This is a genomic window from Bradyrhizobium sp. 26S5, from assembly GCF_036923295.1.
In the GTDB taxonomy this organism is placed as follows: domain Bacteria; phylum Pseudomonadota; class Alphaproteobacteria; order Rhizobiales; family Xanthobacteraceae; genus Bradyrhizobium; species Bradyrhizobium septentrionale.
This window is the reverse complement of sequence record NZ_CP145948.1, coordinates 5,412,880-5,429,672: the sequence shown is the minus strand read 5'-3', so window position 1 is coordinate 5,429,672 and position 16,793 is coordinate 5,412,880. Positions and strand designations below refer to the sequence as shown.

Below are 16,793 nucleotides of genomic sequence, written 5' to 3'. Positions count from 1 at the left end.
TCTCACCGCGTCGAAAGAAAGTTGATGGGTATCGCTGCGCTCCACCCATCCTACGACCTACGGCACCAGATATTTCGCGACCGCCGGCTCGTTCCACTCGATGCCGAGCCCGGGACCGCGGGCGGTCACCGCGCCATCGGTGATCTCGGCTGGCCTTGCGAGGATCGCGCCGGCGAAGTCGAGGAATTCGAGCCAGTGCGCGGTCGGCGTCACCGCGAGCAGATGCGCGCTGACTTCCGCGAACAGATGGCTCGACATCGGGATCGATGCGGCATCGGCCTGTCCGGCGACCTGCATCCAGCCGGTAACGCCGCCGACCTTCATCACGTCGGGCATGATGAAGTCGGATGCGCCGGCCGCGATCGCCTCGGCAAAGCCGCGCGGAAACCACCAATTCTCGCCGGCCTGGATCGGCGTCGGCGAGGTCTCGCGGACTTTTGCGTGACCAGAGAGGCTTTCCTGCGGCACCGGCTCCTCGATCCAATGCAAATCGTAGGGCGCAAGCCGCGCGATGCGTCGTGTGGCCTCCGCCGGATCGAGCGACTGGTTGAAGTCGATCATCAGCGCAACGTCGGGGCCGAGCAGGGCGCGCACGCCCTTCACGACACGCTCGTCATTGGCGGCGTCGCCGTCGCCGCCCTTGATCTTGATGCCCTTGAAGCCCTGGTCGAGCGAGCGACGCAACGCGTGCTCATCGGCAACGGGATCGACCGCGCCGTAGCTGTCATAGGCCTTGATCGGCTTCACCGAGCCGCCGAGCAACTCGACCAGGGGCCGGCCGGCGAGCTGGCCGAGCACGTCCCAATAGGCCATCTCGAGGCCCGACACGGCCATGCCGACCAGACCCTGCGCGCCGAGCAGCCGGAATTTGGCGTCCATCGCCTTCATCAGGTCGAACGGTGCGACCGGCTTGCCGACCAGCTCGCGGCCGATCTCCTCGATCAGATAAACCAGTGGTTTAAGCGTCAGCCTGCTGTAGGCGAAGATGTAGGTGCGGCCGGTAACGCCTTGATCGGTCTCGACATCGATCAGGACCAGCGGGCCGGAATCGATCACGCCGAACGCGGTCTTCACGGGGCGCTTGAGCGGCACCACGACGCTTCGTGCCTTCACTCCGCGAATCGCTGCAACTGTCTGGCTCATGAGCGTTTCCTCATTCTTGTTATTGGACACTGTACCATCGGACGAGCCGCGGCGCGGCCCAGTCGGTCGCGACCTGCTCGATCAGATAGCGGCCGGGATATTCGGCGAGGAAGGCGATGCGCTGGGTCTGGCCCGGTTCGACCGCGAGCGTGTCGAGCCAGAACGGCTTCCAGCCGTCGTCGAGCCGGTCGAGCAGGCGGAAGTGATGGCCATGCAGGCGAAAGACGCTGACGATCGCGCCGCGATTGGTCAGCGCCAGCACCACCGGCCGGCCGGCTTTGGCCTGAAAGGCCGGGGCGGATGACGGTTTGAACTCGACCGGCCGGAACCATTCGGTCGGCGTGCCCAATGCCAGATCGAACCGCGCCGCGCTCTTGAGGTCGAGCTGGGCGGGCAGGTCGTTGCCCGGAAGCGGCGGGGCAGGCGGGAACGGCGCCGGCCGGAGCGGCGGATCGTTCGAGATCGCGAGCCTGCCGACCGGGCGGGCCTGCTTGCCGTCGTGCAGCAGGATCGGGAAGCTTGTTCCCGGCGTCCCGGCCGCGTCGACAAAGACATCGGTGCGGCTTCCGGGCGCCAGCACCAGCGCGCCGTTGCGGGCCGAAAACGGTTCGGCAGGCTGGCCGTCGATCGCCATTACCCGGACTTCGAGGTTCTCTAACTTGACCGCCAGCACGCTGCGTTGGCTGCCGTTGATAAAGCGGAGTCTGAGCCGGGCGTTGGCCGGTGCCGAGATCTCGTATGAGGCTTTTCCGTTAACTGTATGAATTGGTGTGGTATCTTTCGGGTCATCCCCTGGTGGGATTGCGCTCCCGTCCCCCCGCAGGCGCCACTCCTCGATCAGCAAGACCTCGTCGCGATCGACCGCAACCGGCGAGGTGCCGCTCACGATCAGCGGCCGCGGCCGCGCCGGGGCCGTGCCGCCATTGCCGAGCAGCGGCTCGCACAGGAAGGTGCCGGCATGCCGAAGTGGGAGCTGGAAGGTATCCTTTTCCCCCGCGGCGAGGGGCGCCCGGGAGGCGAGCGGCTCCGCGGCCGGGACGCCGTCGAGCCCCCGGCAATCGAGCGCGGCCGCAACGGGCAGGTCGTTGCCGAATGTCACGTCCAGGACCTCGCCGCGCTTGAAGCGAAGGTCGCCGCTGCCGAGCGACCAGACCGCCGTTTCCGTACCGTCAAGACGAAGCCGGATGTGGTCGGTTTTGGCCTGCAGCGCGACCGCCGTCCGGCCCTGCGCCGAGCCCGCGGTCGGCAGAGCGGGGCACAACGCCGCGGCGCCGAGGGCGGCCATCAGGTCGCGCCGGGTGAGGGAAAATTCGGGAGAGAATTCGGGACTTGCCATCCGGCCGATGCGGACCATTTTCAAGTGGGCCTGTCCAGTCGCGATCGGTCGCAGGGTGGGCTGCACAGCGGCCATTTTTTTGCTGCGAACCGGTGGACGCATGTTATAAGCCCGCCGCCCGCGGCACCGCGGCCGAATTGGATGCTTTTCTCGCGGGCGTGGCGGAACTGGTAGACGCGCTGGATTTAGGTTCCAGTGACGAAAGTTGTGGGGGTTCGAGTCCCTCCGCCCGCACCAAGCGCTTACAGCGTTTGCATGACGATTCCTTGGAGAACCTTTAGCCCCGAAGGGGTGGCGGTTCGCCGAACCCACAGACGTTAGGCCGCCAGGCTCCGCGTCGAACAGATTGAACACTGCAACGGCCGCTCGGGCCGCGGCAAAAGCGGAAGAAGATTGATACCATGCAGGTCACCGAGACCCTCAACGAGGGACTGAAGCACGAATTCAAGATCAGCGTTCCGGCATCCGATCTTGATGCCAAGGCGGGCGCCAAGCTGGTCGACCTCAAGGACAAGGTCCGTCTCAACGGCTTCCGTCCGGGCAAGGTGCCGGTGGCGCATCTGAAGAAGATCTATGGCCGCTCTGTGATGGCCGAGACCATCGACCAGACCATCCGCGACACCAACACGGAGATCTTCACCGAGCGCGGCTTCCGCCTCGCCGGCGAGCCGAAGATCACGATGCCGACCGAGAAGGACGAGGTCGAGGAACTGCTGTCTGGCAAGACCGACCTGACCTACACGGTCGCGATCGAGGTGGTGCCGCAGATCCAGCTCGCCGATTTCAAGTCGTTCTCGGTCGAGAAGCCGGTGGTCGACGTCTCCGACGCCGACGTCGACGATGCCATCAAGCGCATCGCCGAAGGCAGCCGCCCGTACAATGCCAAGACCGAAGATGCGAAGGCGGAGAAGGGCGACCGCGTCACCATCAGCTTCAAGGGCACCATCAACGGTGAAGCCTTCGAGGGCGGCACCGGCGAAGGCATCCAGGTCCTGATCGGCGCCGGCCAGTTCATCCCGGGCTTCGAGGAGCAGCTGATCGGTATCGGCACCAACGAGACCCGCACGCTCAAGGTCCCGTTCCCGAAGAACTACCTCAACGAAAAGCTCGCCGGCCAGCCGGCCGAGTTCGAGACCACCGCGACCCTGATCGAGGCGCCCGGTGAAACCACGATCGACGACGAGTTCGCCAAGACGCTTGGGCTCGAATCGCTCGACAAGCTGAAGGAAGCCGCGCGCGAGCGCCTGACGGCCGAGTTCGCCGGCGCCACCCGTCAGAAGGTCAAGCGCGCGCTGCTCGACCGGCTCGACGAGAGCCACAAGTTCGAGGCGCCGCCATCGCTGGTCGACGAAGAGTTCAAGCTGATGTGGAACTCGATCAAGGCCGAGATGGACTCGTCCGGCAAGACTTTCGCCGACGAGAACACCACCGAGGATGCGGCCAAGGAGGAGTACCACAAGATAGCCGACCGCCGCGTCCGCCTCGGCCTCGTGCTGTCTGAGATCGGCGAGAAGAACAAGATCACAGTGACCGACGACGAGGTGTCGCGGGCCGTGATCGAGCGCGCGCGCCAGATGCCCGGCCGCGAGAAGGAAGTCTGGGACTATTACCGCAGCAACGCCCAGGCGCTGGCCCAGCTCCGTGCCCCGATCTACGAGGACAAGGTCGTCGACTTCGTCCTCGAGCTCGCCACTGTGACCGAGAAGAAGGTCACCAAGGATGAGCTGTTCAAGGATGAAGATGCCGAGAAAACTGCCGCTTAATTCCGGCACCTCGCGTTAATGATGAACCGCGAAAGCGCGCCTCGCGACGGATCCCGTCGCTAGGCGCGCAGATGCGAATCAGCTTGAACTTCCGCGACCTGCCCGGATGGCTAGTGCCGGTCTTGTCGGCCGGAAATTGGCCCATATCTGGGTTAAGCCTTAAAGTTCTGCATCACCCCTAACCCCTGGGTTGTCCCAATGCGCGATCCCGTTGAAACCTACATGAACCTCGTGCCGATGGTCGTCGAGCAGACCAATCGCGGCGAACGCGCCTACGACATTTTCTCGCGTCTCCTGAAAGAGCGCATCATCTTCGTCACCGGTCCGGTGGAAGACGGCATGGCAACGTTGACTGTCGCGCAGCTGTTGTTCCTCGAAGCCGAGAATCCGAAGAAGGAAATCTCGATGTACATCAACTCGCCGGGCGGCGTGGTGACGTCGGGCCTTGCGATCTACGACACGATGCAGTTCATCCGCCCTCCGGTGTCGACGCTGTGCACGGGCCAGGCGGCCTCGATGGGCTCGCTGCTGCTGGCGGCCGGCGAGAAGGACATGCGCTTCTCGCTGCCGAATTCGCGCATCATGGTGCACCAGCCCTCGGGCGGCTTCCAGGGCCAGGCCACCGACATCATGCTGCACGCGCAGGAGATCCTGAATCTCAAGAAGCGCCTCAACGAGATCTATGTGAAGCACACCGGCCAGACCTACAAGGCGATCGAGGACGCGCTCGAGCGCGACAAGTTCCTCACCGCTGAGGACGCCAAGGCGTTCGGCCTCGTCGACAAGGTCATCGACAAGCGTCCGGAAGACCCGTCGGCTGCGAAGGCTGCCTGACAAGGCCGCCCGATCGGAACAGGCCTCTGAGGCGTCGGTGTGATCTCCACATTGACGCCTCACATAACCGGCAAAGCAGAACGGGCGGACCGGCCGGCAGGTACATGCGCGCGGGCGGAAAGTTCCGGTTTCGTGCTCCTATGCTGGCGTGGTAATCCCGCAACGTTCCGAGGATTTCAGCGCGTATTCCACGTGCGATCGTTGAAAATCACGGTATTGTCACGGTCTTGAGCCGGCCATCCGATTAGCGAATTCTTGATAGTCGGGTGCCAGCATGGTTGGCTGTAATGCGCCGGCCGAGATCGCGGAGATTCGAATAAACCGTGATTCGCACGGTCAGTATTGCGTAGGCTCTTTTTTGGTACGGAATTTGCTCTATCTACCCTTAAGCTCCGGTTTGGTGCCGGATTGGGTCGATCTGGCAAATGATCGAACGGCGGACGGAGATAATGAATGAGTAAGGTCGGCACGAGCGACGCCAAGAACACGCTATACTGCTCGTTCTGCGGCAAGAGCCAGCATGAAGTTCGCAAGCTGATTGCCGGACCGACTGTCTTCATTTGCGACGAGTGTGTCGAACTGTGCATGGACATCATTCGCGAGGAGAACAAATCCTCGCTGGTGAAGTCGCGCGACGGCATTCCGACGCCGAAGGAGATCTGCAAGGTCCTGGACGACTACGTGATCGGCCAGAGCCATGCCAAGAAGGTGCTCTCGGTCGCCGTCCACAATCACTACAAGCGGCTTAACCATCAGACCAAGCACAACGACGTCGAGCTGGCGAAGTCGAACATCCTGCTGATCGGTCCGACCGGTTCGGGCAAGACGCTGCTCGCGCAGACGCTGGCCCGCATCCTCGACGTGCCGTTTACCATGGCTGACGCCACAACGTTGACCGAAGCCGGCTACGTCGGCGAGGACGTCGAGAACATCATCCTGAAGCTGCTGCAGTCGGCCGACTACAACGTCGAGCGCGCGCAGCGCGGCATCGTCTATATCGACGAAATCGACAAGATCAGCCGCAAGTCGGACAATCCCTCGATCACCCGCGACGTATCGGGCGAGGGCGTCCAGCAGGCGCTGCTGAAGATCATGGAAGGCACGGTGGCCTCGGTCCCGCCGCAGGGCGGCCGCAAGCATCCGCAGCAGGAGTTCCTGCAGGTGGATACCACCAACATCCTGTTCATCTGCGGCGGTGCATTCTCGGGCCTCGAGAAGATCATCTCCGCGCGCGGCCGTTCGACCTCGATCGGCTTCGCGGCGCAGGTGCTCGCGCCGGAGGATCGCCGCACCGGCGAGATCTTCCGCCACGTCGAGCCGGAAGACCTGCTGAAGTACGGCCTGATCCCGGAATTCGTCGGCCGTCTGCCCGTCGTCGCGACGCTGGAGGACCTCGACGAGGCCTCGCTGAAGAAGATCCTGACCGATCCGAAGAACGCGCTGGTGAAGCAGTACCAGCGGCTGTTCGAGATGGAGAACATCGAGCTGACCTTCGCCGACGAGGCGCTTGGCGCGGTCGCCCGCAGGGCGATCGAGCGCAAGACCGGTGCGCGCGGCCTGCGGTCGATCCTGGAGAGCATCCTGCTCGAGACCATGTTCGACCTCCCGGGCCTCGAAGGCGTCGAGGAAGTCGTGATCTCGCGCGAAGTGGTCGAGGGAACGGCGCGTCCGCTCTACATCTACGCGGATCGTTCCGACCGCGCCGTCGAGAGCAGCGCGAGCGCTTAAGAAGCGCTCGTCTCTATCCGCCAAAAATGCAGGGCTGCCGGGCAATCCGGCGGCCGTTGCGGCGCAGCAGCAACGCCCTTGTGGCATCGCAGTAAATGCCTGTTTAGCCTGAATTTCCGGGCACTTCTCAGACTTGACACCCCCCGGCCTGATAGCCACCTAATGCTATCGGCGAGGGACCTCATGTGTTGAGATTCGTCGCTTTACGATGCGGAATAAGCGACTGCTGACGGCAATCTTTTTCCGGATCACCAAGGCACCTTGTGGCGGTTGCGCAAGCAGGCGGACTGCGTGCAAGGGGGCAAAACAAAAGGATAAGGCCATGACGACCTCAAAACCCCGGCCAACGATCGTCCACGGCGAAAGCCATTCCTATCCGGTGCTGCCGCTCCGCGACATCGTCGTCTTCCCGCACATGATCGTGCCGCTGTTCGTCGGCCGCGAGAAATCGATCCGCGCGCTGGAAGAGGTGATGAAGAACGACGCGTTGATCATGCTCGCGACGCAGAAGAACGCGTCCGATGACGATCCGGCGCCCGATTCAATCTACGAGACCGGTACGCTCGCCAGCGTTCTGCAGCTCCTGAAATTGCCCGACGGCACCGTGAAGGTGCTGGTCGAGGGCCTCGAGCGCGCACGTGTCGAGAAGTATTCCGATCGCAGCGAATATTACGAGGCGACCGCGGTCGCGCTCGCCGACGCTGACGCCACCTCGGTCGAAGCCGAGGCGCTGTCGCGTTCGGTCGTGTCCGACTTCGAGAGCTATGTGAAGCTCAACAAGAAGATCTCCGCCGAAGTCGTCGGCGTGGTCCAGGCGATCACCGATTTCGCCAAGCTCGGCGACACCGTTGCCTCGCATCTGGCGGTCAAGATCGCCGATCGGCAGGCCATCTTGGAGACGTTGTCCGTCACGCAGCGCCTGGAGAAGGTGCTGGGCCTGATGGAGAGCGAGATCTCGGTGCTGCAGGTCGAGAAGCGCATCCGCTCGCGGGTCAAGCGCCAGATGGAGAAGACCCAGCGCGAGTATTACCTGAACGAGCAGATGAAGGCGATCCAGAAGGAGCTCGGCGACGACGAAGGTCGCGACGAGCTAGCCGATCTGGAGGAGAAGATCTCCAAGACCAAGCTGTCCAAGGAAGCGCGCGAGAAGGCACAGCACGAGCTGAAGAAGCTGCGCCAGATGTCGCCGATGTCCGCGGAAGCGACCGTCGTGCGCAACTATCTGGATTGGCTGCTGTCGATCCCGTGGGGCAAGAAGTCCAAGGTCAAGAAGGACCTCGAGGCCGCGCAGGCGGTGTTGGACTCCGATCACTACGGGCTCGAGAAGGTCAAGGACCGCATCGTCGAGTATCTCGCCGTGCAGTCGCGCGCCAACAAGCTGACCGGACCGATCCTGTGCCTGGTCGGGCCTCCCGGCGTCGGCAAGACCTCGCTCGGCAAATCGATCGCCAAGGCGACCGGCCGCGAGTTCGTGCGCGTGTCGCTCGGCGGCGTGCGTGACGAGGCCGAGATCCGCGGTCACCGCCGCACCTATATCGGCTCGATGCCCGGCAAGATCATCCAGTCGATGCGCAAGGCGAAGACCTCGAACCCGCTGTTCCTGCTGGACGAGATCGATAAGATGGGCGCCGATTTCCGCGGCGATCCGTCGTCGGCGCTGCTTGAGGTTCTGGACCCCGAGCAGAACTCGACCTTCAACGACCACTATTTGGAGGTCGATTACGACCTCTCCAACGTGATGTTCATCACGACCGCGAATACGCTGAATATTCCGGGCCCGCTGATGGACCGCATGGAGATCATCCGGATCGCCGGCTACACCGAGAACGAGAAGGTCGAGATCGCGCGCAAGCACCTGATCCCGAGCGCGCTCTCCAAGCACGGTCTGGACTCCAAGGAATGGTCGATCGACGACGCGGCCTTGCTGTTGATGATCCGCCGCTACACCCGCGAAGCGGGCGTGCGTAATTTGGAGCGTGAGCTCTCCACACTCGCCCGCAAGGCGGTGAAGGAGCTGATGATCTCCAAGAAGAAGTCGGTGAAGGTCACCGAGGCGAACATCGAAGAGTTCCTCGGCGTTCCGAAGTATCGCTACGGCGAGATCGACGAAGAGGACCAGATCGGTATCGTCACCGGCCTCGCCTGGACCGATGTCGGCGGCGAGCTGTTGACCATCGAAGGAGTCATGATGCCCGGTAAGGGCAAGATGACGGTCACGGGCAATTTGCGCGACGTAATGAAGGAGTCGATCTCGGCGGCGGCGTCTTACGTCCGCTCGCGCGCGATCGTCTACGGCATCGAGCCGCCGCTGTTCGATCGCCGTGACATCCACGTTCACGTGCCGGAGGGCGCAACCCCGAAGGACGGCCCGTCCGCGGGCGTGGCGATGGCCACCGCGATCATCTCGGTCATGACCGGCATTCCGGTCCGCCACGATGTCGCGATGACCGGCGAGATCACGCTGCGCGGCCGCGTGCTGCCGATCGGCGGTCTGAAGGAGAAGCTGCTGGCTGCCGCGCGCGGCGGCATCAAGACGGTGCTGATCCCGGAGGACAACGCCAAGGATCTCACGGAGATATCCGATGCGATCAAGGGCGGCATGGACATCATTCCGGTCTCGCGGCTGGATGAGGTCGTCGCCAAGGCGCTGACCCGCGTGCCCGTGCCGATCGTCTGGGACGAGGAGGCCAGCAAGGTCGACGTCAAGCCCGATGCTTCGGACGAAGCGTCCGGCGGCCTGACGGCGCACTAAGTGAGCTCCAGTCGAAATAATAAAACGGCGCCTTCGGGCGCCGTTTTTGTTTTGGTTGCTTGCGAGTGGGGTCAGGAAGCAGGCGGCCTCAGTCGCCACCGGGAGCGGGGCGGGCGCCGGACTACTTCTTCTTCTCGACGACGAAATTGCCGATCGCCCCGAGCGCCATTAGCACGCTGGTTCCCAAAAACACCGCGCGCATGCCGATATGGCCGCCGATGAATCCGCCGGCGAGCGGGCCGATCACCTGACCGGCATATTGCGCCGAGATCGAGTAGCCCAGCATGCTGCCGGTGACGGCGTCGGGCACGTTGTGCCGGATCACGCTTGCGATGCAGGGCAACAGGCCGCCGAGCGCGAGACCCATCAGGAAGCGCAGCAGGATCAGTTGCCAGCCGCTGATCACGAAGGCCTGCGGGATCAGCAGCAACGCCGAGACCGCAAGGCAGATGATGATGATCCGCCAGTGGCCGACGCGATCGGCGAGCTTGCCGAGATGCGACGAGGACAGCAGGCTGCCGAAGGCCGCCGCCGACATCACCAGGCCGGCGACGAAAATCACCTGCGGCGCCTCGACCAGTTGCGCGACATAGACCGTGATGATCGGCTCGATCGACATGTTGGCGATCATCAAGAGCAGGCCCGTTCCCCACATCGCGATCACCGGGCGCTTGTCCGGAACCAGCGACCAGCCGCCGCGCGATTTGGCGCCTTTCGCGGTCTTCGGACGCGCCTCCTCGCGGATCAGGAAGGTGGTGCCGAGGAACGTGATGAAGATGACGCCGCCGATCAGGAAGAAGGTCGCGCGGATGCCGATCAGCCCGGGCAGCACGCCGCCGATCAAGGGACCGACCAGGCTGCCGGCCATGATGCCGGCCGACAGCACGCCGATCGCCCAGCCGGACCGCGCCTTCGGCGTTTGCGCCGCGACCAGCACGGTCGAGCCCGAGGCGTAGCCGCCTAGCAGGCCGGTCAATAGCCGCAAGCCGACCAGCTCATAGACATTGTGCGCCATGCCGATCAGCGACATGGCAATCGCCATGCCGAGGCTGGCGCGGATCAGCATCAGCTTGCGGCCGTAGCGATCGGCGAGCCGTCCCCACAGCGGCGCCGTCAGCGCCGCGCTGAAGAACGTTGCGCCATAGGCGATGCCCGACCACTGCACGATGGCGGCATGATCCGATACGCCGAGCTGCTCGACATAGAGCGGCAGGAACGGCAGCAGCAGCGTCATTCCCACGATGGTGGTGAACGAGCCGACCACGCAAACGATCAGGTTGCGCTTCCAGGGGCCGGCGTCGAGGATGGCTTCGCGATCGACTTCGGCGTCCATGACTTGAGCGTCCAATACTTTAACGTCCAATACTTTAGCGTCCATGTCAGCGCAGTCCGATAACAGCGAAGCCGCGCGCGCGCAGGCCGCGGCGATCCTCGTTCAGCGAACGCAGCAGCCGATCGCGCGTGGCGGTGATGTGGTCGGCAGCCTCGCGCGCGGCAGAATCCGGATCGTTGGCCTTGATGAAGCCGAGGATGCGGCGGTGCTCGCGCCAGGCCTGCTCGCGCGAGGGTTCGGTCCACACTTCGAGCCAGCGTGCCCGCGACAGCCGGGTCATCGCGCCGGCGATCGCCTTGACGATGAAGGGATTGCCGGAGAGCCGCGCGATCTCGACATGGAAATCGGTGCCGACGCGGTGCCATTCCTCGCGCGGTGCGCCGGACTGGCAGGCATCCAGCATCTCCTCGACGCCGGCGATGTCGGCCGCGCTCGCCCGCGCGCAGGCGAGGCGGACGGCCGTCGTCTCCAGCGGAATCCGGAATTCGGCCAGCGCCTCCAACTCGCCGAGATCGATCGGCGCCACGATCCAGTTGCGGCCGTCGCGGCGGACCAGCTCCTCGCCTTCGAGCCGCACCAGGGCGGCACGGATCGGCGTGCGCGACCCCTCGAACCGGCTCTCCAGCCAGCGTTCGGTCAGCCGCTCGCCGGGGCCCAGGTCGAGCGAGAGGATCATCTCCCGGAGCTGGTCGTGGATCTGGAGCATCTGCGACATGGGGTGTCCCTCGGCGAGTGCACGGGATCGAGTTTCTGGCGGCGAGCGTATCCCGAGTTGGTATCCCAAACTAGGCTGATCCGGGATACCAGGATTGCTCGCCGAGGGGGGCGGGAGCCGAGCCGTAGACGATGGAACCACGCCCAGGGAGCCCGCTTGTTTGACGGAATTGGGAGAACGCGGATGCGAATCGACGGGCAATGCCATTGCGGGGCTGTGACCTATCAGGCCGAGATCGATCCCATACGAGTATCGATCTGCCATTGCACCGACTGCCAGACGCTGACCGGCTCGCCCTATCGCGTCACGGTGATCTGCGCCGCCGAGCAGGTCCGGCTGACCGGAGGCGCGCCGAAAGTGTACGGCAAGCGGGGTGACAATGGCCGGATCCGCTTCCAGCATTTCTGCGGCGATTGCGGTTCCCCGTTGTTCACGAGCGGCGAGGACGGCGGCCCCGACGACTGGGGCATCCGCTGGGGCAACATTCGCCAGCGCGGCGAATTGACCCCGCGACGCCAGCTCTGGTGCCGCTCCGCCGCGCCGTGGGTCAATGATCTCGGGGGATTGCCGGCGCGGCCAACCGATTGAGGCTTTGCGGCCTTGCACCTCGGGGGCGGGCGAGGCTAAAGAGGCGCGCAGGTAAGGGCGGCTAGCTCAGCTGGTTAGAGCATCTCGTTTACACCGAGAGGGTCGGGAGTTCGAATCTCTCGCCGCCTACCACTAAGCTGTTCATCAGCGTTCATCCTTGTTCACCCGTGAAAGACAAGCCCTTGTAACGCAAGGGCTTTCTTCGTTTTTGCGTCTACTCGTGCGCGAGGCTGTTCGCCCATAATCACTTCGCAGATGTGAGTATCGACGGGAGTTCGGTTCTCACTTTGGAGGACACATGGGAAACCTAACCATCCACATCATCAAGAGGGCGGTGCCCGGATCGAGACTTTCGGACGGCGACGGCCTGCGCCTGGACATCGACGCCAAGGGGCGGGGCGCGTGGAATCTTCGGTACACGAGCCCCATCAGCGGCAAAGAGCGTCTGATGGCGATCGGGCCGCTTCGAGACGTGGGCTTGTCGCAGGCGCGGGATCTGGCCGCTGAGGCACGGTCTCTGATCCGCGCGCGAGTCGACCCTCTCGACGCCAAGAAACAGGAACGCGAGGCCGCGACGGCTGCAGCGCGCAAGGCGATCACGTTCAAAGATTACGCCGAGAAATACATCGCTAGCCACGAGGCCGCGTGGCGCAATGAGAACCATCGACGCAATTGGCGCAATTCGCTGCGTGACCACGCTCTGCCCGAGATTGGTCACATGGCAATCGCCGACATCGACACCGACGCTGTGCTGCGCGTCTTGCAACCGATCTGGACCGCGAAGCACGAGACAGCGCGAAACGTTCGGCAGCGCATGGAAGTTATTTTGGCCGCCGCAAAGGTCGAGAGATTGCGAGAAGGGGAAAACCCAGCCATCTGGCGAGGCCATCTTGACCATTTGCTACCTCGGATAAAGCGAACGAAGCAGCATTTCGCCGCGCTGCCGTACAACGAACTGCCCGCGTTCTGGCGATTGCTCGCCGCTGACATGTCAGATGCCGCAGCGTTGCTACGTTTCACGATCGCCACCGCTGCGCGCTATAGCGAATCTGCCGAGGTCGACCATGCGGAGATCGACCACGATCGCAAGCTATGGACGATTCCGGCTTCGAGAATGAAGGGGCACCGGGAGCACACTGTGCCCCTCAATGACGTTGCTCTTGCCGCTCTGCAGTCTTCGCGCACGACCTCTGGATTGATCTTCCCTGGGTCTCGAAGCGGAAGAAAAATGAGTGACGTGGCATTAGCAAAGCTCATCAAGCGACATACGGACACGCCGGCAACTACGCACGGCTTCAGATCATGCTTCCGAGATTGGGTCGGCGACTGCACCGAATTCCCGCGCGAGATCGCCGAAGCAGCGTTGGCACATGCGGTAGGCAGCGAAGTTGAGCAGGCGTATCGTCGTGGCACCGCCTTGGAGAAACGACGCGCGTTGATGGACGAATGGGCTAGATATTGCGTGTCAACTTATAATTGAACCAAATCTCTAGTGGGTTGTATATCTGTGTAAGATCTGATACATTCAAAATCGGACGCGCCGTATTATGTTGATTCAACGTTTTGCTGGCGAAATCTGTCGAGAACCGTGCGCAGTGCGCGTCCCCTTCAACCCGATTTTCAATCGCGGGCGGGGTTCTCGTCATTCCCATTGCTGTGGCTGACTGAATCCTCGCACGTACAATAACGTGAGGATTTCGCATGTCTGGAAAACCTGAACGGCTCGCATACAACATCAGTGAATTTTGCGAAGCCGTCGGCATTAGTCGCGGGCTCTTTTACGGGCTGCCCTCGGATCAAAAACCGAAAATGATCAAGTGCGGCAGCCGCTATCTAATTCCAGTCGACGCGGTCAAAGCGTGGCTCAATCAAGGAGTGGCGGCATGACCGCCGCGATCATTCCGGCCGCGCAGGGATGGCACCTCTGCACGCTAAATTCGAAAGGTGACGGCTTCGTGCGTCATCCTGTCATTGCTTGGCACGTGTTCGAGAATGACTTGCCTCCGACACCGGTGCTCGCATGGGGGACGCAACGACCTGACCCATACGCGCTCCACTTCGAACCGGGCAACAAATTCTATGTCCGAGGAAAGACCTGGCAAATCATCGAAGACCGCGACGAAGCCATCAAACGGCTCGCCGCAGACGCCTAAAACGAAACCGCCCGACGAGATTGTGGGATCTCATCGAGCGGAATTGCATAGGCATTCTGATTGGCAATCGAATGGTTATAGCAGTTTCGTTGCAGATGCAACCATTTTTTCGTCGGGCTCTCAAAAATTTGGAGGTCCTGACAAATGCTATCGAACTTCTTACCTCGCACCGCCGACATCGACGGGCGAACGCTCGTATTTTACGACGAAAGCTTCGCTCTCGCGCGCTGCGAACTGCACGAGGACCAGGACTACAACAACGACAGGTCCGACGGCGTCGAGCTGTGGCCGGATGATTGGGAAGGCGGCGAACGTATGTTCGTCCGGGTGATGCCAGAGACACTGCGAGTCTTCGAACGTGGTGTGATTCCCGATCGTGGTTCTGAACATCTGTGGTTCGATCGCGAAGAGAACCGTCAATTTATTCTTGAAGACTTTCCGGCACTCAAACTGGAGGCGGAACGTCGCGCCTTTCTCGCCGCCGTCGCGCGTTGGGATAAGCATCCCGCGCAGGACGATGACAATCTGGAGCTTCCGCCGTTTCCCGTTTTCGAGCCAGCGCGGGCGGAATGGCAAGCCTGGCAGGACGGACTTGCCCGCAAGCGGGAATGGTCCGTCATCGAAAAACTCGCACAAGCATATTGGAGCAACGTGCCCGTGACCAATGTTGAGAAGAAGGCCGAGGATGAAGTGCGCCGCCAGCGGTTGTTTGGCCCCCCCGAGAATGCGCTGATTGGGCAGACTTCGCTCGCCATTGCCGGCTTGGCTGCACAACCGATCGATCAATTCAACGAAGGCTGGGCAACCGTAGAGCGGTGGCCAGATGCGGCGCCGCAGTTGCCGGCAAACTTAGAAAAGAGTTATCCGGCGATCTTCATTCAACTCAACTCAGCCATCCGCCGCATCGTCACCATGGCGCAAAAACCGCGCACGTTTCGCGTCGATCGCGTTGCTCACATTATTGCCATTCTGTTTCACGTGCATTCGGATACCAGTAAGGCGCTGGTGAATCTGATCCGGGAAAACAGTTGCGCTTTGCCCGAAGCTTTTCTGGCTGCGGCCCAAAAGAGGTTTGAGGAAAAGTTGGTATGGGAACTGCAGGGTCGAAATCGCGGATCCTACGTCGCAACCGGTAGCGGAAAACCCGACCCGGCTAGCTTCGACAACGTGCGCGTCTTCCTGAATCTTCGCGGCGTCGATCTGCGCTTTGACGAATTCACCAACTCAATCGAGGGAAGCGAAGGTCGCGGCGACCGATGGCAAAGGCTCGGCGAAAATGAACGCAAGGCCTTGTGGCTCGACACGCATACGAGTGGTCACAATTTCACTTGCTCGTGGGATTTCTTCCGCGCCAGCGTCGACCGCATCGCTCGCGAATACGGCTACGACTCGTTGCGCGACGCCGTGGATACCCTGAAGTGGGATGGCGTCGAGCGACTAGGCAATTGGCTGTCGAAGGCAGTCGGTTGCCCAAATGACGCTTATCACCGCGCCGTCGGAGCTAATCTTATCGGCGGCCTGGTCAAGCGAGCACGCGAGCCGGGAGCGAAGCATGACGAGACCGTGATTTTCATCTCCGAGGAAGGGAAGTCGAAATCGACGCTCTGTAAGGCGCTTGCTCTACGTCCCGAATGGTTCATCGACTCGGTGGAGCTGGGCGGGCGCCCGCAGGACGTCATTCCACAACTTAAGGGAAAGCAGATTATCGAACTGGCTGAACTTGCCGGGATGTCAAAGACCGAGACGACGAAGCTCAAAGCGTTCATGTCTCGGGAAAACGACAACGCGACACTCAAGTGGAAGGAAGAAGCGAGCGACCATCTGCGCCGGCATATTTTCGTTGCGACCACGAACGAAGACACGCCGTTATTGTCACAAACCGGAAATCGGCGATGGTTACCGGTGCATGTAATTGGCGGCATCGACATTGAATGGGTCCGCGGGAACATCGAGCAGCTCTACGCCGAGGCGGCAGAATGGCACGCGACCGGCGAAGACTTCAGGATCCCGGAAACGCTTTGGACTATCGCCGGCAAGCACCAAGAGGCCGCACGAGAGCGTACCGGGGCAGAAGATGTGCTTGCCTTCACCTTCAGCGGCGCTGTGGATTGCTACGTTACGGCAGCAGACGTTCAAACGTTCGCATCGGAGCGTGGCTTGCCGTTGAGGGATGTCCGGGCGGCGCTCAAGGGGCTTGGGTTCGCTTCCACGGCGCATCGCGAAGGCGACGACGTTCGAAAGGTATGGCGACGTGGCCGGCCTGAAACAGCAATTCGGTTCAGGGCTGAGATGTTCGTCAATCGGCCGTGTGAACTGGTGATCGACAGACTGGCTCAAGCGTCGGTCACGGCAATGTTGCCTTGTCCGATTGCCTTACCGCTGGCGCCACCTCCGCGAGGCTGAGCGTAACCGTTACTGTAACCGTGGAGTTGGCGCGACGGTTACAGT

Annotated in this window: 13 protein-coding genes and 2 tRNA genes; 11 read left to right on the top strand and 4 right to left on the bottom strand. The window is 62.3% G+C overall.

The window, feature by feature from the left end; all coding sequences use genetic code 11:
- Nucleotides 1-57: 57 nt before the first annotated feature.
- Together V5279_RS25305 and V5279_RS25300 are read right to left on the bottom strand one after the other, a co-directional pair.
- Nucleotides 58-1,143 (bottom strand): enolase C-terminal domain-like protein, encoded by a 1,086-nt coding sequence (locus tag V5279_RS25305; protein WP_338689008.1) that lies wholly within the window; start codon nucleotides 1,141-1,143, stop codon nucleotides 58-60.
- Nucleotides 1,144-1,162: 19 nt separating this feature from the next.
- The gene (locus V5279_RS25300; protein ID WP_338701379.1) at nucleotides 1,163-2,497 is read right to left on the bottom strand and encodes a multicopper oxidase family protein; all 1,335 of its coding nucleotides are present in this window, start codon (nucleotides 2,495-2,497) and stop codon (nucleotides 1,163-1,165) included.
- Between the two features lie 134 nt (nucleotides 2,498-2,631).
- Here V5279_RS25300 and V5279_RS25295 point away from each other — a divergent pair.
- From V5279_RS25295 to lon, 5 genes are all read left to right on the top strand, one after another.
- Nucleotides 2,632-2,716 (top strand) — tRNA-Leu (locus V5279_RS25295).
- A 164-nt stretch (nucleotides 2,717-2,880) separates the two neighbouring features.
- Nucleotides 2,881-4,242 (top strand): trigger factor, encoded by a 1,362-nt coding sequence (tig, locus tag V5279_RS25290; RefSeq protein WP_166296103.1) that lies wholly within the window; start codon nucleotides 2,881-2,883, stop codon nucleotides 4,240-4,242.
- 198 nt (nucleotides 4,243-4,440) lie between these two features.
- Nucleotides 4,441-5,076 (top strand): ATP-dependent Clp protease proteolytic subunit, encoded by a 636-nt coding sequence (locus tag V5279_RS25285; protein ID WP_029082872.1) that lies wholly within the window; start codon nucleotides 4,441-4,443, stop codon nucleotides 5,074-5,076.
- A 453-nt stretch (nucleotides 5,077-5,529) separates the two neighbouring features.
- Nucleotides 5,530-6,804 (top strand): ATP-dependent Clp protease ATP-binding subunit ClpX, encoded by a 1,275-nt coding sequence (gene clpX / locus V5279_RS25280; protein WP_029082873.1) that lies wholly within the window; start codon nucleotides 5,530-5,532, stop codon nucleotides 6,802-6,804.
- A 322-nt stretch (nucleotides 6,805-7,126) separates the two neighbouring features.
- Entirely contained in the window at nucleotides 7,127-9,556 is a 2,430-nt protein-coding gene (gene lon / locus V5279_RS25275) for an endopeptidase La (protein ID WP_338689000.1), read from the top strand.
- A 121-nt stretch (nucleotides 9,557-9,677) separates the two neighbouring features.
- Here lon and V5279_RS25270 read toward each other — a convergent pair whose 3' ends face one another.
- On the bottom strand, nucleotides 9,678-10,889 hold the full coding sequence (locus V5279_RS25270; RefSeq protein ID WP_338688998.1) for an MFS transporter: 1,212 nt from the start codon (nucleotides 10,887-10,889) through the stop codon (nucleotides 9,678-9,680).
- 46 nt (nucleotides 10,890-10,935) lie between these two features.
- Entirely contained in the window at nucleotides 10,936-11,604 is a 669-nt protein-coding gene (locus tag V5279_RS25265; protein WP_166296094.1) for a GntR family transcriptional regulator, read from the bottom strand.
- 183 nt (nucleotides 11,605-11,787) lie between these two features.
- On the opposite strand from V5279_RS25265, the gene V5279_RS25260 reads away from it, so the two are divergent.
- The 6 genes from V5279_RS25260 (at nucleotide 11,788) to V5279_RS25235 (ending at nucleotide 16,748) form a co-directional block, all read left to right on the top strand.
- Complete coding sequence (locus V5279_RS25260) at nucleotides 11,788-12,192, top strand: GFA family protein (protein WP_338688995.1); 405 nt, start codon at nucleotides 11,788-11,790, stop codon at nucleotides 12,190-12,192.
- 55 nt (nucleotides 12,193-12,247) lie between these two features.
- Nucleotides 12,248-12,324: transfer RNA gene (locus V5279_RS25255), tRNA-Val, on the top strand.
- Between the two features lie 166 nt (nucleotides 12,325-12,490).
- Entirely contained in the window at nucleotides 12,491-13,672 is a 1,182-nt protein-coding gene (locus V5279_RS25250) for a tyrosine-type recombinase/integrase (RefSeq protein ID WP_338688993.1), read from the top strand.
- 221 nt (nucleotides 13,673-13,893) lie between these two features.
- A complete protein-coding gene (locus V5279_RS25245; protein ID WP_338688991.1) occupies nucleotides 13,894-14,079 on the top strand; it encodes a hypothetical protein in 186 nt (61 codons plus the stop codon).
- Complete coding sequence (locus tag V5279_RS25240) at nucleotides 14,076-14,345, top strand: hypothetical protein (RefSeq protein WP_338688989.1); 270 nt, start codon at nucleotides 14,076-14,078, stop codon at nucleotides 14,343-14,345. The genes V5279_RS25245 and V5279_RS25240 overlap by 4 nt, the downstream gene beginning before the upstream one ends.
- A gap of 144 nt (nucleotides 14,346-14,489) precedes the next feature.
- Nucleotides 14,490-16,748, top strand: coding sequence for a VapE domain-containing protein (locus tag V5279_RS25235; RefSeq protein ID WP_338688987.1), 2,259 nt, complete (start codon nucleotides 14,490-14,492; stop codon nucleotides 16,746-16,748).
- Nucleotides 16,749-16,793: the final 45 nt, after the last annotated feature.

What these genes read in the sequence shown, in the direction of transcription:
- V5279_RS25260 (WP_338688995.1), top strand. Translation starts at nt 11,788, where the DNA reads ATGCGAATCGACGGGCAATGCCATTGCGGGGCTGTGACCTATCAGGCC.
- V5279_RS25250 (WP_338688993.1), top strand. Translation starts at nt 12,491, where the DNA reads ATGGGAAACCTAACCATCCACATCATCAAGAGGGCGGTGCCCGGATCG.
- V5279_RS25245 (WP_338688991.1), top strand. Translation starts at nt 13,894, where the DNA reads ATGTCTGGAAAACCTGAACGGCTCGCATACAACATCAGTGAATTTTGC.
- V5279_RS25240 (WP_338688989.1), top strand. Translation starts at nt 14,076, where the DNA reads ATGACCGCCGCGATCATTCCGGCCGCGCAGGGATGGCACCTCTGCACG.
- V5279_RS25285 (WP_029082872.1), top strand. Translation starts at nt 4,441, where the DNA reads ATGCGCGATCCCGTTGAAACCTACATGAACCTCGTGCCGATGGTCGTC.
- V5279_RS25265 (WP_166296094.1), bottom strand. Translation starts at nt 11,604, where the DNA reads ATGTCGCAGATGCTCCAGATCCACGACCAGCTCCGGGAGATGATCCTC.
- V5279_RS25300 (WP_338701379.1), bottom strand. Translation starts at nt 2,497, where the DNA reads ATGGTCCGCATCGGCCGGATGGCAAGTCCCGAATTCTCTCCCGAATTT.
- V5279_RS25235 (WP_338688987.1), top strand. Translation starts at nt 14,490, where the DNA reads ATGCTATCGAACTTCTTACCTCGCACCGCCGACATCGACGGGCGAACG.
- tig (WP_166296103.1), top strand. Translation starts at nt 2,881, where the DNA reads ATGCAGGTCACCGAGACCCTCAACGAGGGACTGAAGCACGAATTCAAG.
- V5279_RS25305 (WP_338689008.1), bottom strand. Translation starts at nt 1,143, where the DNA reads ATGAGCCAGACAGTTGCAGCGATTCGCGGAGTGAAGGCACGAAGCGTC.
- clpX (WP_029082873.1), top strand. Translation starts at nt 5,530, where the DNA reads ATGAGTAAGGTCGGCACGAGCGACGCCAAGAACACGCTATACTGCTCG.
- V5279_RS25270 (WP_338688998.1), bottom strand. Translation starts at nt 10,889, where the DNA reads ATGGACGCCGAAGTCGATCGCGAAGCCATCCTCGACGCCGGCCCCTGG.
- lon (WP_338689000.1), top strand. Translation starts at nt 7,127, where the DNA reads ATGACGACCTCAAAACCCCGGCCAACGATCGTCCACGGCGAAAGCCAT.